The following is a 22,803-nucleotide window of genomic DNA, read 5'->3' as shown; positions in this document are numbered from 1 at the left end:
TTTGCTTATTGGCAGAGCCGCTTTCCTAATGAGGCGGAGTTCCTTTTCTATTGCTTCTCTTTTTGTCGAAATGTATAATATTGAATGATTGTACATACATTGTGTTGGAACAGATGTTGGAGGGAAAATGTACGTGAAAACAACGATTGCAGAGGTAAAAAATTACGTAGGACAAGAAGTAACCATTGGCGCTTGGCTTGCCAACAAGCGTTCTAGCGGAAAAATAGCCTTTTTGCAACTACGTGATGGGACAGGCTTTATTCAGGGAGTTGTCGAAAAATCAAAAGTAGCGGAAGACGTTTTTAAGATTGCCAAATCCATCACGCAAGAAACATCGTTATACGTCACAGGAACGGTGCGTGTCGATGAACGTTCTCCATTCGGTTATGAACTTTCCGTAACAAACTTAGAAATTATCCATGAAGCGGTTGATTATCCGATTACTCCGAAAGAACACGGCGTAGAGTTTTTAATGGACCATCGCCATCTTTGGCTTCGGTCGCGCCGTCAGCACGCGATTATGAAAATTCGTAATGAAGTGATTCGCGCAACATATGAATTTTTCAACAATCATGGCTTTGTGAAAGTCGATCCGCCAATTTTGACTGGCAGTGCGCCGGAAGGAACGACGGAATTATTTCATACGAAATATTTTGATGAGGACGCCTATTTGTCACAAAGCGGCCAACTATACATGGAAGCAGCGGCAATGGCGCTCGGTAAAGTATTTTCGTTCGGCCCGACATTTCGTGCCGAAAAATCCAAAACGCGCCGCCATTTAATTGAATTTTGGATGATTGAACCAGAAATGGCATTTTACGAATTCGAAGATAACTTAAAACTTCAAGAGGAATACGTTTCGCATATCGTTCAATCTGTATTGAAAAATTGCCAACTAGAGTTAAAAACATTAGGACGTGACACGACGAAGCTCGAGCTTGTAAAACCGCCATTCCCGCGCATTACATACGATGAGGCGATCCAGCTTTTGCATGATAAAGGGTTTAACGACATTCAGTGGGGTGACGATTTTGGCGCACCTCATGAAACAGCGATTGCCGAAAGCTTTGATAAACCTGTATTTATTACGCATTATCCAACCACATTAAAACCATTTTATATGCAGCCGGACCCAAATCGTCCGGAAGTCGTGTTGTGTGCGGATTTAATTGCGCCAGAAGGCTACGGTGAAATTATTGGCGGCTCAGAGCGCATTCATGACTATGAACTATTAAAGCAACGCTTAGAAGAACATCATTTGCCGCTTGATGCGTATAAATGGTACTTAGAATTACGGCAATACGGTTCCGTGCCTCACTCTGGATTTGGACTTGGTCTAGAGCGTACCATTGCTTGGATTTGCGGCGTCGATCATGTTCGCGAAACGATTCCGTTTCCACGTTTGCTCAATCGTCTTTATCCGTAAGGAAATCCCCCGAAAAAGGGGGTTTTTTTATCCCGTTATGTTATACTATAGTTGAGGTGCATCCGTATGGATAAAAAGAAAATGGTCGAATGGCTGTCGCAAGGAAGTTTTGCCATTCCAAAATTATTGTTGAATCACTATAAACATCTCGGTTTGTCTGAAACAGAATTCGTGCTATTATTACATATGCATTCCTTTATCGAAGAAGGAATTTTATTTCCTACTCCAGCTGAGTTAGCCGAAAAAATGACGGTCACTCCTTCCGAGTGCATGGAAATGCTTCGTAAATTGCTGCAAAAAGGGTTTATTTCGATTGAAGAGCATATGGATGAGCGGGAGATTCGCAGTGAAAAATATTCGCTGCAGCCGCTTTGGGAAAAGCTTGTTCATTATTTATACGCCGAGTCGCTTAAAGAAGAAAAACAAGAGCGGCAAGAGGAAGAGGAAAGTTTGTATACGGTGTTTGAACAAGAATTTGGCCGTCCTCTCTCTCCGTTTGAATGTGAAACATTATCGATGTGGATTGACCAGGACGGGCATAGTCCGCTCATCATTAAAGCAGCGCTTCGTGAAGCGGTGTTATCAGGAAAATTGAATTTCCGCTATATTGATCGTATTTTATTTGAATGGAAAAAGAATGGAATTCGCACGATCGAGCAGGCGCAAAATTACGGAAGAAAATTCCGAAAACATCAGCAATCAACGAAGTCGATTCGTCCTGTGCAAAATGAATATAAACAAACGATCCCATTTTTTAATTGGCTGGACTCATAAGCGAGAGCATTGTCTCTCGTTTTTCTTTGCAAGGAGAAAGGAGAGGGTTTGATGCTTACGAAACAACAAATTCGCTATTGCTTGGATAAAATGGGAGAAATGTTTCCCGACGCACATTGTGAGTTAGTGCACCGGAATCCGTTTGAGTTATTAATTGCTGTCGTCTTATCCGCCCAATGTACGGACGCATTAGTCAATAAAGTAACAAAACATTTATTTGAAAAATACAAAACTCCAGAAGACTATGTATCTGTCCCTCTTGAAGAATTGCAGCAAGATATTCGCTCGATTGGTCTTTATCGCAACAAAGCGAAAAATATTCAAAAATTATGCGCGATATTAATGGAAAAATATAATGGAGAAGTGCCGAAAGATCGCGATGAGCTAATGAAATTACCGGGAGTTGGACGGAAAACGGCGAATGTGGTTGTTTCTGTCGCCTTTGGCATACCAGCCATTGCCGTGGATACGCATGTTGAGCGCGTTAGCAAACGGCTCGGTTTTTGCCGGTGGAATGATTCTGTGTTAGAAGTCGAGAAAACATTAATGAAAAAAATCCCAAAAGAGGAATGGTCCATTACACATCATCGCATGATTTTTTTTGGCCGTTATCATTGTAAAGCACAGTCTCCGCAATGTCACGTTTGTCCGCTTCTTGATTTATGCCGGGAAGGAAAAAAGCGAATGCGCAAAAGGGGGACAAATGATGCGCATACCAAATGAGTTTGTGCATCCATTGTTTTTTCGTGAAGGAGAAGTCATGAAAATAAAAGATGAGAAGTCTTTTCCGCATATGATGAAAATCGTTTATTTTTATTATGATATGATCGAACGCGAACCGTTTCCTTGGAGCAATATCGAACAATCGATTCCTGCAGTGCTTCAGTTGTGGAATGAGGAGAAAGAAATGTTAGAGGGCTGTTTTGCCAAGCGCGACCGGCGTTCTGCTCGCGCCCCAATGATTCGCGGGCTTTCTTATTTGCTTTCTTGTTTATTTTGGCTAAATGGAAGGCGAGTAAAAAACGTGCGTCATTGGCAAGAAGAAATACGTGCGCTGCCGCTGAAGCCGGTAAATTGTCCGGAACGACTTCAATTTGTTTTTGACCGTTGCGATATATATCATTCATTTATTCAGTTGAGCGAATTATTTGAGGAAACGGCAAAATTAGCGTACAAACAAATGGCAATAAACAAAAGGATGTCTCGATAGGCGAGACATCCTTTTGTTATTGTTTTTTAATTTTCACTTTCTTGTTTTATGACATTGGAACGATAAGGATTGGTTCCAATAGCGTTGTTATGCTGGGTATTATGAGTATTACCATTATTTGCCCCATTAGGAGGGGTATTGCCGTTATTTCCCCTGTTGTTAGGCGGGGTATTTCCATTGTTTCCTCCGCCATTGTTGTTATTATTTTGCGGCGGAGGAGTTGTCGGATTGGTAGATGGCGGCGTCGGGGAAGTAGTGCCATCAGAATTGCCATTATTATTGCTATTATCATTGTTATTGCTGTCCTCGTTAGTTCCATTATTATTATTTTCATTTGGTTGTTGTTCGATATTTTCACCTTGATTTGTTTGATCAGAAGGAGAAGTTTGATCTTGATTTTCCTCTCCTTGTTGGTTTTGTTCTTCCCCTGGCACTCGTACGCTAGTCAATGCTGGTCTGCTTTGGATTTCTCCATCTTTTGCGTAAACGGCGAATGTGTAAGTGCCTGGTGTTGGATTATTGACAGTAATCGCTTTTTCTCTTGTCGTAACGACATTTTGCTCGCCTTTGTCATTTTTTATACGAACTTCAAAGATGGCGTTGTCGTTGCTATAGTTCCATGAAACAGAAATGGAGTTTGTTTCCGCGTTATACGCCGCTTGCAAATTCGTTACTGATGGCAATGTTTCCGGTTCGTCTTTCGCTGTTTCTGTCGGTTCCGTTCCTCTGACGAAACATTCGTAACTAATTTCGCTTTCTGGCGTATATTTGCTTGCTAGTTTTGGCGGATTAGTGCCTTTTTTAATCGGCAGTTTTACAACGCTATTCGGCATTTTAAAATCGCTGCCGCCATCATCTACGTAGGAAATGACCTGTTTAAATAAAAGGCGTGAAATCTTCTGCTCATATTGTGATAAATCAGCGGTGCTGCTGCGTTTGCTGAATCCGGTCCAAACCGCTGCCGTATAGTTTGGTGTATAGCCGACAAACCAGCTGTCCGGTACGGCGCGTTCAGATAGACCGTATTTTCTCGCCACTTCGCTAGGATAGTTCGTCGTTCCCGTTTTGCCGGCAACATGAAGCCCTGGAACGTTCGCAAGCGTACCCGTTCCGTATTGGACAACCGATTTTAACATATCTGTAATCATGTACGCTGTATAATCTTTCATCACTTTTTTCGGTTTTGGTTTTAAGTTCATCTCTGTGCCGTCCGGAAAGACGATTTTCGTGACAGCGTGCGGCTTAATATATACCCCATTATTGCCAAAAGCGCTATAAGCTCCAGCCATTTGCAATGGAGAAACACGGTTTTCCAATCCGCCGATCGCATACGCTTCATGCACTTCGTCCAATCCCATGCCGAGTCTGTTAGCAAATTCTTTTGCACGCTCTTTTCCAACAGCTTGAAGCGCTTTTAACGCTGGAATGTTGCGGGATTTTGCCAAAGCATAGCGTATGGTCATCGGACCTAAATATTTTCTATCAGCATTTCGTATCGGCTTTCCGTTAGAGTAAGAGTATGGTTCATCGACGATTTGATGGGCAGTCGACCATTTTAAGTATTCAATTGCCGGACCGTAATCTAAAATTGGCTTAATGGATGATCCAGGCTGACCGACTGGTTGAATCGCATAGTTAAACCCAAACGTTACCTTTTCGCGATGGCGTCCGCCGCCAAGCGCGCGAATTTCGCCTGTTTTTGTATCAACTAGCGCGATTGCCGACTGCAAGTCTTTTTTATCTGTAAACAACGTATCGGAATTTAATAAATCCTCCACATGTTTTTGCGCATCTTGGTCTAGCGTCGTATAAATTTTTAATCCGTCTTCAAACACGTTAACATTCGCTTGATCGGTAACTTCTTTAATAACTTCATCGATAAACGAGTCATACGGAATAGAGTTATCATGTTTTTTTCGTTCAACCAGCATCGATTTGATCGGTACTTGCTTTGCTTTTTCCGCTTCCTCTTTTGTGATAAAGCCATGTTTTGCCATTAGCGATAACACAAGATCCCGGCGCTTTTTCGCTGCTTCCGGATGGTCATATGGGTTGTAGTTGTTTGGGCTTTGCGGCATTCCCGCAAGCAAAGCCGCTTCAGGAAGCGTCAAGTCTTTTAAATCCGTCTTTCCAAAATAATATTCCGCGGCTCTAGCCACGCCATAAATGCTGTCTGAGTAATAAACTTTATTTAAATACATTTCTAAAATTTCCTGTTTCGAATACTTTTGTTCCAAACGAAGGGAAAGCCATAATTCTTGCGCTTTTCGTTTTAACGTTTTTTCCTGTGATAAGAAAGTAAGTTTGGCGACTTGCTGAGTGATCGTGCTTCCGCCTTCGGCCCCAAACCCTTCTTTTATGTTAGCAACAACAGCGCCGGCAAGCCGGATAAAATCCACGCCGTGATGCTTGTAAAAGCGAACGTCTTCTGTCGCCAAAACAGCGTTTTCTAACACTTTTGGAATATCTTTATAAGAAATATAGGTTCGTTTGTAACCGCCGAGCTCCGCCACTTTACGGCCATTCATGTCATAAACAGTGGACGATAAAGGGTCTTTAATTTTTGCTTCATCAAACGGCGGCGCATCTTTAATGAAATAGGCAAATGTGGCAATTCCCCCCACCATTCCTATCATCATGAACAATAAGACAGCAACCGTTAATTTTTTAAAGAGCGATGTACCTTTTTGTTTTTTCGCTTTCTTTTGCTTTGCTCGCTTGGATGCTTGTTTTCGTTCCACACGAGAACGATATTCACCAGACATAAGCGAATCCTGCCTTTCTTATGAAATTTACATCTGTTAATGAGAAAAGTAGACTTTTTCTACTACACTAATATAATCAATTCTCGGTTGGTAGCCAAGTGCGATGTAATGGCCGTACCGTTCGATTTCTCGTTTCGGGATGGATTTTCTTCCTCCTGATCGTTGTTGTTCCCAAAACATAATCAAATGGTTCGCATCAAGAAGATAAACTTCATTCAGTGTAGTAAAACGCAAAATGACAAAACAAATTCCCCCGTGCCGCAATACTTGTTGCATATGATGAATTTGGTGTTCATGGAAATTTTTTAATGGAAACGATGTTTTATTTTTCGTTTCTTTTGCTTCAAAATCAATGTATTTCCCACGATATACACCGTTGTAGTCAGTGGTGGATGCTTGTTTAAAATATGCTTCTTTAATGACTGCGGCACTTCGTTTTGGGTAGTCGACACGAACGATTTGCACCGGCGTCGGTTTTTTATAAATGACGGCAATCCCGTGTTCGCGGTAATATTCGTTTGTTGCATTCAAATCTTCTTCTAGCGTCATTCCCCGATTTCCGTAGTTTGTCTGAAATGGATGAATCGGCTTGTTTATTTGTTTTGTTTCATACGTTTTGCCTCCAGGATATTTAAACATAATCTTCATCTCCTTTGAATGTTTTCTATTATACCATAGGAAATCGAGAAACGGGTGCAATAAGCATCTCAATTCATCCTTTCACATACATGATTACGCAGACAATTTTTTTTCTTGACCGTATTTTACATATGTCGAAATTGTTCGAAGTAATGATTGCGGACACTTTCTTTGCCGAAATAGTTCTAGTTTTGTCATATAGGAAGGGAGTCAAGGTTTTATCGCGAATTGATTATCATCATGAAGATGGGAGGAGATAACAGTGGATCAGCGGTGGGCCAAAAAAGAGGAAGTGGAAAAACAACTATATGAAATTTTCCAATTAATACAGCAAGTAGACGCCAAAATGGAAAAAGTGATCGAAGATATCATTGAGGAGCGTTATGAACAAAACCAAACACAGTTTGAGCGATTAGAGCAACAATTGGCGAATGTCGAAGAGCAATTAGATGATTTTGCGGAAGGAGAGGATCCATCACTTCCATTTGCTTCAAAGCTTTACTTTGTTTAAGTTTTTCCCTTCAGCGTAAAAGGTATGGTATAGTAAAAAAGGACGCTTGGAGGGAAATCGCCATGGAAAAGCAGTTAAAAGTGTTGACAGAAAAGTTATTGGACTACAATAAGCAATTGCTATACATTTCTCAGCAAGCTCAAGAGCAACAAAAGGAACCGGATTTTTTTGAAGAGGTAAAGCCATTTGCTGATCAAGTAAAACAAGTAGTAGACGAATGGAAACAAATGGCGCTTTTATGGGTGAAAAAAGTACGACCAAAGCATATTTACGAAGTACAAATTGAAACGGCAGGAGAAAATATCGAAAAAATATGTGTGGAAGCATTTTATCCATCGGTCCCACATCGGCGCATCAAGCAATTTTGCCGATCGATTGAATATACGTTGTTGCTTATCGAAGAATGCTTAGAAGAGAGCGTTCAGCAATGATAGACGGAAGCTGTCTTCGATGTAAAAGAAGACAGCTTTTTTATTATAAATCTTTTTTCACCTTTACAGAAACAGGACCGCTGTTTTCTGTTGCGACGGTTCCAATTTCATATTCGACGCGCTCTGTCGCTTTTGGCGAAACATTGTTTCCATGCTTCGGTTTCTCATGGTCATGGCCTTTTAGCTTATGTTGAAAATGGACGCCTCTACCCATTGCAAACACCCCCTTGTTATTACTTTGGCAAAAAAAAAAAGAGAAGTATACAAAAAAAGAAAGGGAAAAGCAACCCTCTCAGGATTTATAAGCCGATATATTCGTTTTTATTATCTGGTTTATAAGCACCAGCAAGTTCCAATTCACGAACAAGATCGCGGTACTGTGCAATCGTGATCTCTCCGCGCAAATACATTTGGCGCGCAAAACAAAGCAACTCATTCATATCAGTCGGTTCATAGTCTTTTACTGCGATAAATTTGTTTTTTAATTCCGCCATGTTCATCCTGCTTTCCCCCTTCCCCCTTTTATATATAAATAATAGTACCATAAGAAGATGGGATTTTTTTAAATTCGGAAAATTAAAACTTCCGACAATTCATGACATGTCCATCCTCACGTTCATCTGTTTTTGCACATATACTATGTCAGCCTAGAAATTGGGGGGAGTAGATGTATGTATCGATATCCACGTCCTTTATCCACGCCATTTTCTCCTTATGCGCCATATCACCATGCGTGGCATCCATATCAATATGCCCCGCCGTTTCCTAGCTATTTGCCGATCGGGCATCAACAACATACCGCTGTGTCTCCGTACCCTGCGCCATACCCAAAACCTGATCCTTTGTTAACACCGCCATCACCTGGTATTCAGTCGTTAATGGCACAGTTTAAAAAATCCGATGGCACATATGATATTAATAAAATGATGAACACCATGGGGCAAATGATTAATACCGTTAATCAAGTAAACGGGGTGCTTAAAGGATTAATTAACACATTTAAAAAGTAAACTCCTCCGCGGACGTTCGTGGAGGAGTTTGCTTTTTAAATGAGCAGCTCATACACTTCATTTAATTGATATACTCGCTCAAAATCGCGCTCATCCATCGCGTAGCGAATTTCATGAGGCAAAATGCGGTCTAAAAAAGCGGCTTCTTTTTGCGACAGGTCGCGGACGAATTCGCTTTCACTTTTGTATGGTTTGCTGAGCAGTTTTCTATAAATGCGGCGTGGGGTGTCATCATGGTATTCTGTATAGTTCGATAAAATTTCCCGCAAATAAGCAAGCGTCTTTTCCATTACGTTTCCTCCCCTTTAAAAAACATTTCAAATGTTTTGCTGACGGTTTGTTTTCCATGTGTGTACGGGTTTTCTTCGGTAACTTGCTTCGGATCCAGATTCGTTTTTATGACTACCATCGGTTCATCAGATGGTTCATTAATGAGCCGGTCGGTTAATCGATCAAAATCAGGCAATGACTTTTTCATCATCCGCACCTCCTATAAGTAGAGTGAGTTAACCGTGACAAAAGTATGTATGATGCATAGCGGTTAATAAAATAGGAAACAGCATAAACTAACGAAGACAGATCCGTTTTTATGGAGGTGACTGGATGTGACAAATCGCAATGACAATCGCGAACGAAAAAACAAATATCCAAACAATCGTGAAAAAATCGCGAAAGAATGGGATATTCAAAAAGACCCGACTCCTGAAATCAATAATAAATACGGAAGTAAATCACATAAAAATTCATAATATAAGAAAGGGCTGCCCATGTTTTGGACATGCCCTTTTTCTTATTCGATATCGATATATTTTCGCTTTTGCGGCAGCCGGATGATCAGTTTGCCGTTTTTCCATGACGCCTTTACTTCTTTTTCACTTACTGCGTAAGGCAATGGGATTACGCGAGCAATATGTTGATGCATTCGTCGTTGTTGATAAAAATGACTTTGTTCGTCTATTGATTCGATCATTTCATTATTTTGGATGATAAGCTGTAAATGATTATCGATAAATTCCAACTGAATTTGGTTTCGTTTTACATTAGGAAGATGAGCGATAATCGTATATTCATCTTTCGTTTCGCGAACATCAATTGGAATATAGGTGTGGGAAAGCGTTTTCTGGAAGTATTCATCGAGCGTTTCCATCATTTTTTTTAACGGTCGTTCATCAAAAAATTGGTCGACCATTTCCCATAAATGTTGGAGCGGGTTACTATTTCCCTCTTTTTTCATCGGCGGCTGAAAATGATCGCTCATTCCCCCATAGCCCTCCTTTCGCATGGCATTCCTTAGTTTAAATGTATGTGCAGTAATGGAAAAAAGTCACTCTTATTTTTACTTGATGAAACCGACAAAGAACGTTATATCCAAATAGTACGAGGCGCTGGATATGTGATGCGGTCATGAAACTTTTTTGATCGGAAAACGTCTCATTAAAATGGAAGCTTACTTTTCTTTCTGCAATCGCCATTTTTATTACTTATTTTGTTTTCACGTTTTTGCAATATCATGTGGTGAAGCAATGGTTGTTAAACGAAGAAGAAAAAGCGATGAAAAAAACGGTTGAAGAAATTGAAACTTATTATGCGGAAAAACGTAATCTATCATGGAAGGATATTCGTCAAAGCAAACAGCTGCTCGAAGAATTAAACGAAAAATACCAATTGATTCGGGTGCTTGATCGTAAAGGAAACGTTGTTGTCTCTGTTTCTAACGGCGCTTCCATTTCCTTATCGCCAAGCGGTGCTCCAAAAGAGTTGCAAATGGATTATCATTTTGTAAACGATGAACGTTTCATTATTTTACGGGAGCCTTTACATACTTCGACCTTGAATGGAACGATTGAAATTGCACGCCGCCTTGTGAAATTTCAACAAATGATGAATATACTGTTTTTCATCATGACTGTCATTGGGGTCGTGGCAATGATTATGAACGCTTTCATCGGCAGGCTTGTTGCCCAAAATTTTGTTGGACGTCTAAAAACGTTAACAAAAACAATGATGGATATTAAAAATAAAGGGATGAAAAAGCGCATCGACGTTCCAGCTTCTAATGATGAAATGTCGGAACTAATGATGATGTTCAATAAAATGATGGACGAGATTGAGCGATTGTTTGATCAACAAAAACAATTTTTCAATTTGTGATCAATGATTTATCGAGTAAAGCGGCGCGAATTCGGATAACGAAATATCATTTTGAACAATTGTTGTTAATTGTATTAGATAATGCGGTAAAATATTCGCAACAAGCAAAACAAGTGACCATTTCGATCAAAGAAGAAGAGCGGTTTGTTACGGTTCCGGTAAGAGACTACGGGATCGGAATACCACGGGATCAATTAGAAAAAGTATTTTTGCGGTTCTACCGTGTGGATAAAGCGAGAAGCCGCGAAAAGGGCGGCGTTGGTCTTGGATTAGCCATCACAAAAGAAATGATCGATAAATACGATGGACAAATTACGATTGACAGTGAGGTCGGCAAAGGAACAACCGTTGAGTTATCGATTCCTAGAGGAAAGTAAAGAAAGGTGAGATCAAATGGAACATCTTCACGAAAGTACGATGATGCAGAAAAAAAATATCCAGCACGTCGTAGAAAAATTTCGCAAACGAGGAGTAAAAATTGCGACTTGCAAACCGCGGACAATGATGTCATTATCTTGCATGGAAGAAATCGAGGCGGAAAAAAATAGAGCATGAAAAAGGTGGAAAACGATGGATATTCGTTGTCAGAAGATCATCCCTGCGATGAAAACGATGAAAGATTTTGAGAAATTTTTAAATAGCCGCTATATTTATGGAGTGTTATTAGAAGTGCATATTTCTCAACTGAAAAGCGTGTTTCATTACGCGCGGCAGCATGGAAAAAAACTGATCATTCATACGGATTTAGTTCAAGGGTTGAGCCACGATGAGCATGCGGCGGAATATTTATGCCAAGAATTTCATCCGTACGGGCTTATTTCTACGAGGGGAAATGTCATCACCAAGGCAAGACAAAAAAAGGTGCTTGCCATTCAGCGCATTTTCTTGCTCGATTCACATGCGCTTGAAAAAAGCTATCAATTGATTGAAAAAACAGAACCTGATTGCATTGAGGTGATCCCTGGGGCAATGCCTCATATTATTCGGGAAGTAAAGGAACGAACAGGCAAACCGATTTATGCCGGCGGCCTTATTCGCACCGTGGACGACGTTGAGCGCGCGTTAGAAGCAGGGGCGGTTTCCGTAACCACTTCGAATAAAGATTTATGGAAACACTATGAGTGTTTTTTGTAAGAAACATGAAAACAGTCATTTCAAAAAGATACCATATTTCACTAGCCAAACAAGCTGTTTTTCGCTATAATAAAAGTAAGTTAATAATAAGTCAGGAGATCAGGAGAGACCATGCATGCATGGTAAGCGGAAGCTTATCGTGTTTGCAATGGTCTCTTTTTGTCTTTTAACAATAAAGGAGGAATTTTTTCATGACAGCGACATTGTTTTCAAGCAAACAACGTCGTCAACGTTTGGAAGAAATGAGCAAAGAATATTACGATGTATTAGTGATAGGAGGAGGCATTACCGGCTGCGGTATTGCGTTAGACGCAGTCACGCGCGGCATGAAAACGGCGCTTGTGGAAATGCAAGATTTCGCGGCAGGTACTTCCAGCCGTTCGACCAAGCTCGTACACGGCGGACTTCGTTATTTGAAACAATTCGAAGTAAAAATGGTGGCCGAAGTGGGAAAAGAGCGGGCGATCGTTTATGAAAACGGTCCGCATGTCACTACGCCAGAGTGGATGCTTTTGCCGATTCATAAAGGGGGAACGTTCGGCAAATGGAGCACATCTATCGGCTTATGGGTATATGATCATTTAGCCGGGGTGAAAAAAAGCGAACGCCGAATCATGTTAAACGCCCAACAAACATTGCAAAAAGAGCCGTTGATTAAACAGGAAGGTCTTCTAGGAGGCGGCTATTATGTCGAATATCGTACGGATGATGCCCGTTTGACGATAGAAGTCATGAAAAAAGCGGCGGAATTCGGCGCTCATGCCGTAAACTATACGAAGGTGGAAGAATTTCTTTACAATGAAAGCGGCAAGGTGATCGGTGCGCGATGCCGCGATCAGCTAAGCGGCCGCACTTACGAAATACGCGCGAAAAAAGTGATCAACGCTGCCGGGCCATGGGTAGATACGCTGCGGGAAAAAGACCATTCAAAAACGGGGAAAATGCTGCAGCTGACAAAAGGAGTTCATATTGTCATCGATCAAAAACGATTTCCGTTGAAACAAGCGATTTATTTTGATACGCCGGACGGCCGCATGGTATTCGCGATTCCACGCGATGGAAAAACGTATGTCGGCACGACCGATACGTTTTACAACGGAGATATTGCCAACCCGACAATGACAAAAGAAGACCGCGATTATTTACTGCGTGCGATTCGCTATATGTTCCCATCCGTAAACATTACCGCGGATGATATTGAATCAAGCTGGGCGGGTGTTCGGCCGCTTATATATGAAGAAGGAAAAGACCCATCGGAAATTTCACGCAAGGACGAAATTTGGCAATCTCCAACAGGGCTGATTACGATTGCTGGCGGAAAACTAACCGGTTATCGGAAAATGGCAGAAACGGTCGTCGATTTAGTTGCGAAACTGTTGGAAAAAGAAGAAGGACGAACATTCCGTCCATGCCAAACAAAACATTTACCGATTTCCGGCGGAGATGTTGGCGGCTCACAGCAATTGCCAGCCTTTATCGCGAAAAAAGCCGAAGAAGCGGTGCGCTATGGTTTTACGAAAGAAGAAGGGGAACGATTAGCGAAAATATACGGCACCAACGTCGATCAATTATTTGAACTAAGTGAACAATACGATGATTCATGCGGCCTTTCCCGCGAGCAGTTTGTTCGCCTTGTATATGCCATTGACTATGAAATGACCGCAAAACCGATTGATTATTTCATCCGTCGTACTGGCGCGCTATTGTTTGATATCGCTTCTGTTCGCCGCTGGAAAGACCGCGTCACTGCCTTTATGGCCAACTATTTGCAATGGACGGAAGAGCAGACGGCAGCCTATGCAGAAGAACTGGAAAAAGCGTTGCATCAAGCGGTTGTTCCGAGTGAACATGATTAATAAGATAAGTAAAAGCGTTTCGGGAAGAGGCGAGGTCTCACTAAGACTATTTTAAAGGATGGTGCTCAATCCTATTTTCTTGAGCACCATTTTTTATGTATTATAGATAGCATGCAATTGTTTTTTACTGAATTTTTACTTAAAATAAATAAAAATAATGCAAGCGATTACATCTAATTATTGTTAAGTTGATGAAGAGGGGGATAAAGATGGGGATTACATATAATCCAATGACTAGGATGTTTCATATTCAAGCGAACGATATGAGTTACATGATGCAAATTGTCGGCCGCGGATATTTGGCTCATTTTTATTGGGGGAAAAAGATTAGAAATGGAGGTGGATCGAGAAAGTTTCGGTTTTTGGATCGCGCATTTTCACCTAATCCGGATTTGTCTAATCGTCGTTTTTCCTTAGACACATTGCCCCAGGAATATCCAGCGTATGGCAATACCGATTTTCGTGCACCGGCGTATCAAGTGCAATTAGAAAATGGGTCGACGATTTCAGATTTGCGCTACAAAACCCATCGAATTTATAAAGGAAAGCCGAAGTTAGAGGGGCTGCCAGCCACCTATGTAGAAAACGAAAACGAGGCAGAAACGTTGGAAATTTTCTTGGAAGATCAGCTTATCGGTTTGCGTGTTGCGCTGCTTTATACCGTATATGAAAAATGGAATGTGATTACGCGTTCCGTCCGTTTTGACAATAATGGTTCTGAACGCATTAAGCTGTTGCGGGCGCTAAGCATGAACGTAGATTTCCCTCATGCTGACTACGAATGGCTGCATTTGCCGGGAGCATGGGCAAGGGAACGGATGATAGAAAGACGGCCGCTTGTGTCTGGGACACAAGCGGTGGAAAGCCGACGCGGCGCCAGCAGCCATCAACATAATCCATTTATCGCTTTGCTTCAAAAAGGAGCAAACGAGGATTATGGGGAAGTATACAGTTTTAGTCTTGTATATAGCGGTAATTTTCTTGCGCAAATAGAAGTCGACCAGTTTCGTACGACGCGCGTATCAATGGGAATAAATCCGTTTGATTTTACTTGGCTGTTAGAACCAGGCGAGTCGTTTCAAACACCTGAAGTTGTCATGGTGTACTCAGATAAAGGGCTAAACGGGATGTCGCAAACATACCATCAGCTATATCGAACTCGTTTGGCGCGCGGAGTATATCGGGATCGCGAGAGACCAATTCTTATTAATAACTGGGAAGCGACGTATTTTAATTTTAATGAAGAAAAAATTTTGCGCCTTGCGAAAACAGCGGCGGAATTAGGGATTGAGCTATTTGTGCTAGACGATGGCTGGTTTGGCAAACGCGATAATGACCGCAGTTCGTTAGGAGATTGGTTCGTCAATAAACAGAAGCTGCCAAATGGACTAGAAGGGCTGGCAAAAAACATTAACCAAATGGGCATGCAGTTTGGTATATGGATGGAACCGGAAATGGTTTCGGTGGACAGCGAGCTGTATCGGAAGCATCCAGACTGGTGCCTTCATGTGCCGAATCGTCCGCGATCGGAAGGACGAAATCAGCTTGTGTTGGACTATTCCCGCAAAGAAGTGTGCGACTATATCATTCAAGCCATTTCCAACGTGTTAGCGAGCGCGCCGATTTCGTATGTGAAATGGGATATGAACCGCCATATGACAGAGATCGGCTCTGCCGCCCTGCCTCCGGAACGGCAGCGCGAAACGGTGCACCGTTACATGTTAGGGTTATATCGGGTGATGGAGGAAATCACTTCACGTTTTCCGCATATCTTATTTGAAAGTTGTTCCGGCGGCGGAGGACGGTTTGACCCGGGGATGCTATATTACATGCCGCAAACATGGACGAGTGATAATACCGACGCTGTTTCGCGTTTGAAAATCCAATACGGTACAAGTCTCGTTTATCCGATTAGCGCTATGGGCGCTCATGTGTCAGCTGTTCCGAATCATCAAGTTCATCGCATCACCTCGCTGGAAATGCGCGGGCATGTGGCGATGTCGGGAAACTTTGGCTATGAACTGGATTTGACAAAGTTAAGCGAAGAAGAAAAAGCCATTGTCAAGCAGCAAGTCGCATTTTATAAAGACATTCGCCGTCTTGTGCAGTTTGGAACGTTTTACAGAATACTAAGCCCATTTGAAGGAAATGAAACGGCATGGATGTTTGTAGCGGAAGACAAATCAGAAGCGTTTGTCGCCTATTTTCGCGTGCTGGCGGAAGCGAATGCACCGCTGTCGTTCTTGCGGCTTAAAGGGCTGGATCCAAATAAAGATTACGAAATCACCGGAAGCGGAGAAGTGTACGGCGGCGATGAACTGATGTATGTGGGACTGAATGTTCCGGAGCGCCGCGGCGATTTCATCAGCGTCATTTGGCATTTAAAAGAATCACATTAATAAAGTAAGACCGGTGTCTAGAATGCGGCTAGACACCGGTTTCTAGTTGAGAGAGTCTTTCTAAAATCCGCCGCTTCCGATACAGTATTTTCCCTGTTTCAGCGATATCTTTAATAAAAGCTCTATTAAACACCGCACCAAAAATAATGCCGACAATTGGAACAAATTGAAACAGCTTTTTCCAGCCGTATTGGTCACGGAATGTCATCATCACTTCGCGCCATCCTTGGATTTGGGAAAAAACTTGCCGATGCTCGTTGGAAAATGACGTAAGCTCGTCCAAAATCGCTTTTTTGCCGACAATATCAGCGGAAGTAAATTGTAAACATTTCACAATAAAAATACGTTCTTTTTTCTCTTTCGGGTTATAACCGTAAACAATGGCGATTTCCTGTAATGTTTTTAACGCAAGACCGAGCAATGCTGGAATGTCAATGGCAAGTGTCAGTATTCCGCCGACGCCTGTTGTTGCCCCTTGAATTTGAGCAAACGTCACGCGCGCGTCGATTAATTCATCACAAACGCGGTCCATTGTCGCAAGCGGCAGATGTGCGGCTTGTTGCACCGTTGTGACGTGGAGTTTCTCTAATATTTTTTCTTCATTGACAAGATATTGCCCGCCTGTTTGTATATAACTTCCCAGTTCGTCAAGCAATTGCCCGAGTTTTTTATGTACGATGCTCGGTGTCAGCTGATCAAGTACTTTAAACGGCAAGCGCCCAAGTTTTTCCCAAAACCATAAGTCTTTTTGGTCTTGTTCCCATTCTCTAATTTTTTGAAGTTCATTGTATAAAGAAAATGTGGTTTCCATATGATGGCACCTCTATTTTCATTGTTTTATTAATTGTAGTATGCCTTATTATTACGATTCGTAACAAAAAATGTTTCATGAAGTAAATAATGTTTTAATTTTATTAATTAAAAAAATATTGACTTTTCGTTATAATTTTACTAAAATTTCGTTAAAAAGTTTAGATAGATATGACAAATTTAGGGGGAGGAGATAAAGTGAGAAAGTATTGGAAATTATTTATGCTGACAGTTGTTTCTGTTTTATTTATGGTAGCTTGTAGCAACAATAATTCGGCTTCATCAAACAAAGAAGGGAAATCTAGGGAAAAAGTGACTCTTACGGCTTGGGCGTGGAATGTTAATGTTGGAGCACTAAATGAAGCGATGAAAGAATATCAGAAACGGCATCCTAACGTTGAGCTGAAAGTAGAAGATATCGGTCGCTTAGATGTGTATGATAAGTTGTCTACTGGTTTAGCGGCTGGGGGGAAGGGACTTCCTGATATTGTGCTTGTGGAGGATGATCGTATTCATGGATATGTTGAAGCGTTTCCAAAAGGGTTTTTAAACCTATCAGAAAAAGGATTTGATAAACATGCAAACTTATTCCCTCAGTTTAAAAAAGATTTAACAACTGTTAAAGGCAATTTTTATGCAATGCCGTTCGATGCAGGGCCAGTTGGAATGTTTTATCGCAAAGACCTTTTTGACAAAGCAGGAGTAAAACCAGAAGCCATTCAAACATGGGATGATTTCTTAGAGGCTGGTAAGAAAATAAAAGAAGCAACTGGTACGTATGCGATGCCTCTTGATAAATTCAAAGATGATCCAATTTTTCGGATGATGTTAAATCAGCAAGGGATTTATTACTTTGATAAAAACGGCAATATTGATTTGACCAATCCAAAGGCAGTTCGAGCGATGGAAATGTTAAAAAAATTTGATGATGCGAAATTAATTAAAAATGTAGACGGTTGGAATGGTGTAGTTTCTGCAACGGTTGATGGCTCTGTTGCAACTATACCATTTGGTGCATGGTATTATGGTACCATCATTGATCAAGCAAAAGATACAAAAGGAAAATGGGGAGTATTTTTGCTTCCGGCATTTGAAAAAGGAGGCAATCGTGCTGCTAACTTAGGCGGAAGTAGTTGGATGATTCCTGCCTCTTCAAAACATGCAGATGAGGCTTACAAATTCCTAGAGTTTTTCACAACGACCAAAGACATTCAATTAATGACTATGGAAAAATATGGATTATTCCCATCGTTATCATCAGCTTATGATTCTGAATTGTTTAAAAGCGGTGTTGAGTTTTTCGGGGGGCAAAAAATTTGGGAATTGTTTGCGAATGAAATGAAAGACATTCCAACGGCTTATTATACAAATGATTATTCTATTGCTTTGGATGAGGCTATTAAGGCACAAGCCGATGTATTCAATGGAAAAGATGCAACGAAAGCCTTAAAAGAAGCTGCGAAACGTATCAAGGATCGGACGAAGAGGGAAATAAATACTTACTAATTAGCTATTTGAAAGAAAATACAAAATGAGAGATTTAGAGTTGATGCTAAATCTCTCATTATTTTTCAAAATAGAATATAAGCAAAAGAGAGGGATTTTGCTTGAAACCGATGTTTGGAAAATTAAGATCTACGGTTCCTAACATTTCAACTCAAAATGCTAAACGCATTCGTTTAAAAACACTAACTCCTTATTTATTTATCGCGCCAGCTGTTATTTTGTTTGCCATCTTTATGGTCTATCCCATTGTTTATTCGTTCATACTCAGTTTTCAGACAAGTGGTGGTGGCGAGTTTGTTTTTGCTGGGTTTGATAACTATAAACGTTTGTTTCATGACGATATTTTTCTGAAAGCGTTGAAAAACACCTTTATTATTCTAGTTTTTCAAGTTCCAATCATGTTATTTTTGGCGCTCGTATTAGCGACATGTTTAAACTCTGCACTACTGAAATTAAAAGGATTTTTCCGAGTATCTTATTTTTTACCGGCTGTTACTTCCCTTGTCGCATATTCTATTATTTTTTCAATTATGATGATGGAAGACGGTATTATAAATCGAACATTAGAAATCGCAGGAATCAATTCTGTCCCTTGGTTATCGCATCCTGTATGGGCAAAAGTAGCGTTAATTTTGGCAATGACATGGCGTTGGGTTGGATATAATATGGTCATTTATCTCGCTGCGATGCAAAACATTTCAGAAGAATTATATGAAGCAGCAAGTATCGATGGTGCGAACAAGGTGCGACAATTTTTTTTCATTACAATTCCACAACTAAAACCGGTGATTTTATTTACTGCTATTTTATCCACAATTGGTACTTTGCAATTATTTGATGAGCCATATACATTAACCAAAGGAGGACCTAGTGACGCAACATTGACTATAGGAATGTATTTATATCAAACGGGTTTTCGATATTTTGACTTCGGTTATGCTTCTACAATTGCGTATGTCACAGTTATCTTAATTGCTATTTTAAGCTTCATTCAATTCAAAATCTCGGGTGATGAAAAATGAAGAAAACAAAGATGTTTCAAAAAATTGGGTTGTATGTAGTGCTTATAATAGGTGCTCTTATCTCTTTATTTCCGTTTTATTGGGCAGTGATTGGCGCTACAAATGAAAGCGGAAAAATGTTTAGCGCAACTCCAACCCTTACTCCTGGGAATAAACTTATTGACAATATTACACATTTAAATGAGTCGATTGGTATTGGACGAGTGATGTTTAACTCTCTATTTGTAGCAACAACTTATACTGTATTAAGTTTATTAATTTGTACGATGGCGGCTTATGCTTTTGCGAAATTTCGTTTTAAAGGCCGAAATATCATCTTTGCGATGTTTTTGATATCTATGATGATTCCATATCATGCAACAGTGATTCCGCTTTTTAAAATGATGGCAGCATTAGGTTGGTTAAATACTTATAAAGCTCTAATTCTACCTAATCTCGCATATCCGTTTGCTATCTTCCTCATGAGACAGAATATGTTGGCGTTTCCAGATGCGCTAATTGAAGCTGCACGAATTGACGGAGCAGGGGAATGGAGAATTTTCTTTCGAATTGTACTTCCATCTATGAAACCAGCACTTGCAGCAACAGCAATTTTTCTTTTTATGTATCAGTGGAATAGTTTTTTATGGCCGCTCATTGCTGTATCGTCTGAGGACATGTATACATTCCCAGTTGCGTTATCCAGTTTGTTTGGATTATCACGCATTGATTACGGGCAAGTAATGGCAGGAGTTACCCTTGCAACGGTACCTATTATTATTTTCTTTTTAGCATTACAACGGCATTTCATTTCTGGAATGTTAGGGAGTGCGATCAAATAAAAGTATTTCTTTTAGCTTGTGTAATTGATGAAAACTGAATAGAGAAAGGCGATCTTTACTATAAATTTGATTGTATAAACGTTTTTATTTAATTCTAGTACATTTAGAATGAGGGTTTTCGCATAGTCTATCAGCATAGAAAGTATTATCATTCCAGGAGGATTTTATTAAATGGAAGAATTAAAACGAGAGTTTACAAACATATTTGGCTTCGCAACACAAGATATTCGCACTTTCTTCGCCCCAGGCCGCGTGAATTTAATTGGCGAGCATACGGACTATAACGGCGGGCATGTGCTGCCGTGCGCTTTAGAAATTGGTACGTATGCGCTTGTGCGAAAAACAGCACATCCGTTTATCCGCTTTTACTCGAAAAATTTTCCGGAAACAGGGATCATTACCGTATCTTATGACGACCTATCCTATCAAGACAAGCACGGATGGGCAAATTATCCAAAGGGAGTTATTGCTGCGTTTCAATCGTTTTATCCGATCGAGACGGGACTTGATATTTTGTATTATGGAACGATCCCGAACGGTGCCGGGTTATCGTCTTCCGCTTCGATTGAATTAGTTACGGCGGTGATGATGAATGAGTTATTCGAGCAGCATATCGATATGCTCGAACTTGTGAAAATGAGCCAAAAAGTAGAAAATGAATATGTCGGCGTCAACTGCGGCATTATGGATCAATTTGCCGTCGGAATGGGAAAGCGAAATCATGCGATTCTCTTAAATTGCCAAACGCTGGCATACCGCTATATTCCTGTGGCGTTTAATCATTGTTCGATTGTCATCGCAAATACGAATAAAAAGCGCGGTTTGGCCGATTCAGCGTATAACGAACGAAGATCGACGTGTGAAGCTGCGCTTTTGAAATTAAAGGAGCATCTAAATATCGAATCGCTTGGCGAGCTGACAAGCGAGCAATTAGAACAGTATGATCACCTTCTTTCTCCAATCGAACAAAAGCGAGCACGCCATGCTGTGACGGAAAATGAACGAACGATAGAGGCGGCTACTGCGTTGGAAAAAGGAGATTTGGCGCGCTTTGGCGAGTTAATGAAACAATCCCACATTTCGCTGCGCGATGATTATGAAGTGACAGGATTAGAGCTCGATACGCTTGTTGAAGCGGCGTGGAACCACGAAGGGACGATCGGCGCCCGCATGACTGGAGCTGGTTTTGGCGGCTGTACCGTAAATATTGTAAAAGATGAGTTTATTCCTTCTTTTATTGAACAAGTAGGCAATGAATATATGAAAAAAATTGGCTATGAAGCTAGTTTTTATGTTGTGAAAATTGGTGATGGAGCGAAAGAAATAACGGGAGAAAAGGAGATGAGCGTATGATTCTTGTCTGCGGCGGCGCAGGCTATATCGGCAGCCATGCGGTATATCGCTTAATCGAAAAGGGAGAAAAGGTCATTGTTGTTGACAATTTGCAAACAGGGCATCGGGAGGCCGTCCATCCGGAAGCGATCTTTTACGAAGGCGATATTCGCGACCGCGCGTTTTTGCGCGATGTATTTCGTAAGCATGAGATCGATACGGTGATTCATTTCGCCGCCAACTCCCTTGTCGGCGAAAGTATGCAAGAGCCGCTTAAATATTACGACAATAACGTTTACGGTACGCAAGTATTGTTAGAAGTAATGAACGAGTTCGGAGTGAAACAAATCGTCTTTTCCTCGACGGCGGCGGTGTATGGGGAACCAAAACAAATTCCAATTGTGGAAACGGATCCAACGCTGCCAACCAACACATATGGAGAAACGAAATTGGCGATGGAAAAAATGATGAAATGGGTCGATCGTGCTTATGGGATTCGTTACATCTCTCTTCGTTATTTTAATGTCGCGGGGGCATACGGGACGATCATCGGCGAAGACCATAATCCGGAAACGCACTTAATCCCGTTAATTTTAAAAGTGCCGCTTGGGCAGCGGGAAGAGATTCATATTTTTGGAGATGATTACGATACGCCTGACGGTACATGCATCCGCGACTATATTCACGTTCTTGATTTAGTCGACGCCCATATTTTAGCTGTTGAAAAATTGCGAAGCGGTGCGGAAAGCAACGTTTATAATTTAGGAAACGGCAGCGGATTTACCGTAAAAGAAGTCATCGAAGCTGCCCGAAAAGTAACAGGCCATCCGATTCCGGCACGCGTCATGGCGCGGCGCCCGGGAGACCCGGCGAAGCTCGTCGCATCCTCGGAAAAAGCTAAACGTGAACTCGGCTGGGAGCCGAAATATACATCGATTATTGATATTGTCGCTTCCGCATGGGAGTGGCATCAAGCGAAACCGAACGGATATCGAGGTGTGTGACG

27 protein-coding genes are annotated in these 22,803 nt (G+C 41.2%); 19 read left to right on the top strand and 8 right to left on the bottom strand.

Features of this window, described 5'->3' with window-relative positions; all coding sequences use genetic code 11:
• The first annotated feature begins 133 nt into the window (after positions 1-133).
• The 4 genes from asnS to B9L23_RS13200 all read left to right on the top strand — a co-directional run bounded on the left by asnS (position 134) and on the right by B9L23_RS13200 (position 3,410).
• Positions 134-1,426 carry an asparagine--tRNA ligase gene (gene asnS, locus B9L23_RS13215; RefSeq protein ID WP_062753186.1) on the top strand — a complete coding sequence of 431 codons (1,293 nt, stop codon included), beginning with the start codon at positions 134-136 and terminating at the stop codon, positions 1,424-1,426.
• A 66-nt stretch (positions 1,427-1,492) separates the two neighbouring features.
• On the top strand, positions 1,493-2,200 hold the full coding sequence (locus tag B9L23_RS13210) for a DnaD domain-containing protein (protein ID WP_089097838.1): 708 nt from the start codon (positions 1,493-1,495) through the stop codon (positions 2,198-2,200).
• Positions 2,201-2,251: 51 nt separating this feature from the next.
• Positions 2,252-2,923, top strand: a complete 672-nt coding sequence (gene nth, locus B9L23_RS13205; RefSeq protein WP_062752690.1) for an endonuclease III — start codon at positions 2,252-2,254, stop codon at positions 2,921-2,923.
• Positions 2,907-3,410, top strand: coding sequence for a YpoC family protein (locus B9L23_RS13200; RefSeq protein ID WP_089097837.1), 504 nt, complete (start codon positions 2,907-2,909; stop codon positions 3,408-3,410). Before nth ends, B9L23_RS13200 begins: the two co-directional genes overlap by 17 nt.
• A gap of 26 nt (positions 3,411-3,436) precedes the next feature.
• Here B9L23_RS13200 and B9L23_RS13195 read toward each other — a convergent pair whose 3' ends face one another.
• A complete protein-coding gene (locus B9L23_RS13195; protein WP_089097836.1) occupies positions 3,437-6,175 on the bottom strand; it encodes a penicillin-binding protein 1A in 2,739 nt (912 codons plus the stop codon).
• A gap of 36 nt (positions 6,176-6,211) precedes the next feature.
• Positions 6,212-6,817: a Holliday junction resolvase RecU gene (gene recU / locus B9L23_RS13190; protein ID WP_081189457.1), complete on the bottom strand. Its 606-nt coding sequence runs from the start codon at positions 6,815-6,817 to the stop codon at positions 6,212-6,214.
• Between the two features lie 259 nt (positions 6,818-7,076).
• On the opposite strand from recU, the gene B9L23_RS13185 reads away from it, so the two are divergent.
• Complete coding sequence (locus B9L23_RS13185) at positions 7,077-7,325, top strand: hypothetical protein (RefSeq protein WP_015864240.1); 249 nt, start codon at positions 7,077-7,079, stop codon at positions 7,323-7,325.
• Positions 7,326-7,387: 62 nt separating this feature from the next.
• Complete coding sequence (locus B9L23_RS13180; RefSeq protein WP_062752686.1) at positions 7,388-7,756, top strand: YppE family protein; 369 nt, start codon at positions 7,388-7,390, stop codon at positions 7,754-7,756.
• Positions 7,757-7,799: 43 nt separating this feature from the next.
• Here B9L23_RS13180 and B9L23_RS20545 read toward each other — a convergent pair whose 3' ends face one another.
• Both B9L23_RS20545 and B9L23_RS13175 read right to left on the bottom strand, forming a co-directional pair.
• On the bottom strand, positions 7,800-7,970 hold the full coding sequence (locus B9L23_RS20545) for a hypothetical protein (RefSeq protein ID WP_162839696.1): 171 nt from the start codon (positions 7,968-7,970) through the stop codon (positions 7,800-7,802).
• Positions 7,971-8,055: 85 nt separating this feature from the next.
• Positions 8,056-8,256 carry a YppF family protein gene (locus B9L23_RS13175; RefSeq protein WP_062752685.1) on the bottom strand — a complete coding sequence of 67 codons (201 nt, stop codon included), beginning with the start codon at positions 8,254-8,256 and terminating at the stop codon, positions 8,056-8,058.
• Between the two features lie 171 nt (positions 8,257-8,427).
• On the opposite strand from B9L23_RS13175, the gene B9L23_RS13170 reads away from it, so the two are divergent.
• Positions 8,428-8,766, top strand: a complete 339-nt coding sequence (locus B9L23_RS13170; protein WP_089097835.1) for a YppG family protein — start codon at positions 8,428-8,430, stop codon at positions 8,764-8,766.
• A gap of 35 nt (positions 8,767-8,801) precedes the next feature.
• On the opposite strand, the gene B9L23_RS13165 is transcribed toward B9L23_RS13170, so the two are convergent.
• Both B9L23_RS13165 and B9L23_RS13160 read right to left on the bottom strand, forming a co-directional pair.
• Positions 8,802-9,056, bottom strand: a complete 255-nt coding sequence (locus B9L23_RS13165; RefSeq protein ID WP_089097834.1) for a sigma-G-dependent sporulation-specific acid-soluble spore protein CsgA — start codon at positions 9,054-9,056, stop codon at positions 8,802-8,804.
• Positions 9,056-9,244 carry a hypothetical protein gene (locus tag B9L23_RS13160; RefSeq protein WP_081189452.1) on the bottom strand — a complete coding sequence of 63 codons (189 nt, stop codon included), beginning with the start codon at positions 9,242-9,244 and terminating at the stop codon, positions 9,056-9,058. The genes B9L23_RS13165 and B9L23_RS13160 overlap by 1 nt, the downstream gene beginning before the upstream one ends.
• 127 nt (positions 9,245-9,371) lie before the next feature.
• On the opposite strand from B9L23_RS13160, the gene B9L23_RS20540 reads away from it, so the two are divergent.
• Positions 9,372-9,515 (top strand): hypothetical protein, encoded by a 144-nt coding sequence (locus B9L23_RS20540; RefSeq protein WP_162839695.1) that lies wholly within the window; start codon positions 9,372-9,374, stop codon positions 9,513-9,515.
• A gap of 41 nt (positions 9,516-9,556) precedes the next feature.
• Here the strand turns inward: B9L23_RS20540 and B9L23_RS13155 are convergent, their stop codons facing one another.
• Complete coding sequence (locus B9L23_RS13155) at positions 9,557-10,024, bottom strand: Hsp20/alpha crystallin family protein (RefSeq protein ID WP_089097833.1); 468 nt, start codon at positions 10,022-10,024, stop codon at positions 9,557-9,559.
• A 269-nt stretch (positions 10,025-10,293) separates the two neighbouring features.
• Between B9L23_RS13155 and B9L23_RS21155 the strand changes: the two genes are divergently transcribed.
• The 6 genes from B9L23_RS21155 to B9L23_RS13135 all read left to right on the top strand — a co-directional run bounded on the left by B9L23_RS21155 (position 10,294) and on the right by B9L23_RS13135 (position 16,306).
• Positions 10,294-10,917 (top strand): HAMP domain-containing protein, encoded by a 624-nt coding sequence (locus tag B9L23_RS21155; RefSeq protein WP_245842420.1) that lies wholly within the window; start codon positions 10,294-10,296, stop codon positions 10,915-10,917.
• Entirely contained in the window at positions 10,914-11,294 is a 381-nt protein-coding gene (locus tag B9L23_RS21150; protein WP_245842417.1) for a sensor histidine kinase, read from the top strand. Before B9L23_RS21155 ends, B9L23_RS21150 begins: the two co-directional genes overlap by 4 nt.
• Positions 11,295-11,310: 16 nt before the next feature.
• The gene (locus B9L23_RS20535; RefSeq protein WP_162839694.1) at positions 11,311-11,472 is read left to right on the top strand and encodes a hypothetical protein; all 162 of its coding nucleotides are present in this window, start codon (positions 11,311-11,313) and stop codon (positions 11,470-11,472) included.
• A gap of 15 nt (positions 11,473-11,487) precedes the next feature.
• Positions 11,488-12,051, top strand: a complete 564-nt coding sequence (locus B9L23_RS13145) for a glycerol-3-phosphate responsive antiterminator (protein ID WP_081189453.1) — start codon at positions 11,488-11,490, stop codon at positions 12,049-12,051.
• 191 nt (positions 12,052-12,242) lie between these two features.
• A complete protein-coding gene (locus B9L23_RS13140) occupies positions 12,243-13,907 on the top strand; it encodes a glycerol-3-phosphate dehydrogenase/oxidase (protein ID WP_089097832.1) in 1,665 nt (554 codons plus the stop codon).
• A gap of 209 nt (positions 13,908-14,116) precedes the next feature.
• Complete coding sequence (locus tag B9L23_RS13135; RefSeq protein ID WP_089097831.1) at positions 14,117-16,306, top strand: alpha-galactosidase; 2,190 nt, start codon at positions 14,117-14,119, stop codon at positions 16,304-16,306.
• Positions 16,307-16,334: 28 nt separating this feature from the next.
• Here B9L23_RS13135 and B9L23_RS13130 read toward each other — a convergent pair whose 3' ends face one another.
• The gene (locus tag B9L23_RS13130) at positions 16,335-17,117 is read right to left on the bottom strand and encodes an EcsC family protein (protein ID WP_089097830.1); all 783 of its coding nucleotides are present in this window, start codon (positions 17,115-17,117) and stop codon (positions 16,335-16,337) included.
• Between the two features lie 197 nt (positions 17,118-17,314).
• Here B9L23_RS13130 and B9L23_RS13125 point away from each other — a divergent pair, with 197 nt between their 5' ends.
• The 5 genes from B9L23_RS13125 to galE all read left to right on the top strand — a co-directional run bounded on the left by B9L23_RS13125 (position 17,315) and on the right by galE (position 22,801).
• Positions 17,315-18,622 carry an ABC transporter substrate-binding protein gene (locus tag B9L23_RS13125; protein WP_223812198.1) on the top strand — a complete coding sequence of 436 codons (1,308 nt, stop codon included), beginning with the start codon at positions 17,315-17,317 and terminating at the stop codon, positions 18,620-18,622.
• Positions 18,623-18,732: 110 nt separating this feature from the next.
• Positions 18,733-19,644, top strand: coding sequence for a carbohydrate ABC transporter permease (locus B9L23_RS13120; RefSeq protein WP_081189760.1), 912 nt, complete (start codon positions 18,733-18,735; stop codon positions 19,642-19,644).
• A complete protein-coding gene (locus B9L23_RS13115; RefSeq protein ID WP_081189753.1) occupies positions 19,641-20,465 on the top strand; it encodes a carbohydrate ABC transporter permease in 825 nt (274 codons plus the stop codon). The genes B9L23_RS13120 and B9L23_RS13115 overlap by 4 nt, the downstream gene beginning before the upstream one ends.
• A gap of 171 nt (positions 20,466-20,636) precedes the next feature.
• Positions 20,637-21,818, top strand: coding sequence for a galactokinase (locus tag B9L23_RS13110; protein ID WP_089097829.1), 1,182 nt, complete (start codon positions 20,637-20,639; stop codon positions 21,816-21,818).
• Positions 21,815-22,801 carry a UDP-glucose 4-epimerase GalE gene (gene galE, locus B9L23_RS13105; RefSeq protein WP_089097828.1) on the top strand — a complete coding sequence of 329 codons (987 nt, stop codon included), beginning with the start codon at positions 21,815-21,817 and terminating at the stop codon, positions 22,799-22,801. The genes B9L23_RS13110 and galE overlap by 4 nt, the downstream gene beginning before the upstream one ends.
• Positions 22,802-22,803: the final 2 nt, after the last annotated feature.

This window comes from Parageobacillus galactosidasius (assembly GCF_002217735.1).
Taxonomy (GTDB): domain Bacteria; phylum Bacillota; class Bacilli; order Bacillales; family Anoxybacillaceae; genus Parageobacillus_B; species Parageobacillus_B toebii.
This window is presented reverse-complemented; position numbering and strand designations above follow the sequence as displayed.

Bases quoted from the DNA above. Each gene is read 5' to 3' on its own strand.
- B9L23_RS13210 (WP_089097838.1), top strand. From the start codon at position 1,493: ATGGATAAAAAGAAAATGGTCGAATGGCTGTCGCAAGGAAGTTTTGCC.
- nth (WP_062752690.1), top strand. From the start codon at position 2,252: ATGCTTACGAAACAACAAATTCGCTATTGCTTGGATAAAATGGGAGAA.
- B9L23_RS13200 (WP_089097837.1), top strand. From the start codon at position 2,907: ATGCGCATACCAAATGAGTTTGTGCATCCATTGTTTTTTCGTGAAGGA.
- B9L23_RS13195 (WP_089097836.1), bottom strand. From the start codon at position 6,175: ATGTCTGGTGAATATCGTTCTCGTGTGGAACGAAAACAAGCATCCAAG.
- B9L23_RS13180 (WP_062752686.1), top strand. From the start codon at position 7,388: ATGGAAAAGCAGTTAAAAGTGTTGACAGAAAAGTTATTGGACTACAAT.
- B9L23_RS20545 (WP_162839696.1), bottom strand. From the start codon at position 7,970: ATGGGTAGAGGCGTCCATTTTCAACATAAGCTAAAAGGCCATGACCAT.
- B9L23_RS13175 (WP_062752685.1), bottom strand. From the start codon at position 8,256: ATGAACATGGCGGAATTAAAAAACAAATTTATCGCAGTAAAAGACTAT.
- B9L23_RS13170 (WP_089097835.1), top strand. From the start codon at position 8,428: ATGTATCGATATCCACGTCCTTTATCCACGCCATTTTCTCCTTATGCG.
- B9L23_RS13165 (WP_089097834.1), bottom strand. From the start codon at position 9,056: ATGGAAAAGACGCTTGCTTATTTGCGGGAAATTTTATCGAACTATACA.
- B9L23_RS13160 (WP_081189452.1), bottom strand. From the start codon at position 9,244: ATGAAAAAGTCATTGCCTGATTTTGATCGATTAACCGACCGGCTCATT.
- B9L23_RS13155 (WP_089097833.1), bottom strand. From the start codon at position 10,024: ATGAGCGATCATTTTCAGCCGCCGATGAAAAAAGAGGGAAATAGTAAC.
- B9L23_RS20535 (WP_162839694.1), top strand. From the start codon at position 11,311: ATGGAACATCTTCACGAAAGTACGATGATGCAGAAAAAAAATATCCAG.
- B9L23_RS13145 (WP_081189453.1), top strand. From the start codon at position 11,488: ATGGATATTCGTTGTCAGAAGATCATCCCTGCGATGAAAACGATGAAA.
- B9L23_RS13140 (WP_089097832.1), top strand. From the start codon at position 12,243: ATGACAGCGACATTGTTTTCAAGCAAACAACGTCGTCAACGTTTGGAA.
- B9L23_RS13135 (WP_089097831.1), top strand. From the start codon at position 14,117: ATGGGGATTACATATAATCCAATGACTAGGATGTTTCATATTCAAGCG.
- B9L23_RS13130 (WP_089097830.1), bottom strand. From the start codon at position 17,117: ATGGAAACCACATTTTCTTTATACAATGAACTTCAAAAAATTAGAGAA.
- B9L23_RS13120 (WP_081189760.1), top strand. From the start codon at position 18,733: ATGTTTGGAAAATTAAGATCTACGGTTCCTAACATTTCAACTCAAAAT.
- B9L23_RS13115 (WP_081189753.1), top strand. From the start codon at position 19,641: ATGAAGAAAACAAAGATGTTTCAAAAAATTGGGTTGTATGTAGTGCTT.
- B9L23_RS13110 (WP_089097829.1), top strand. From the start codon at position 20,637: ATGGAAGAATTAAAACGAGAGTTTACAAACATATTTGGCTTCGCAACA.
- galE (WP_089097828.1), top strand. From the start codon at position 21,815: ATGATTCTTGTCTGCGGCGGCGCAGGCTATATCGGCAGCCATGCGGTA.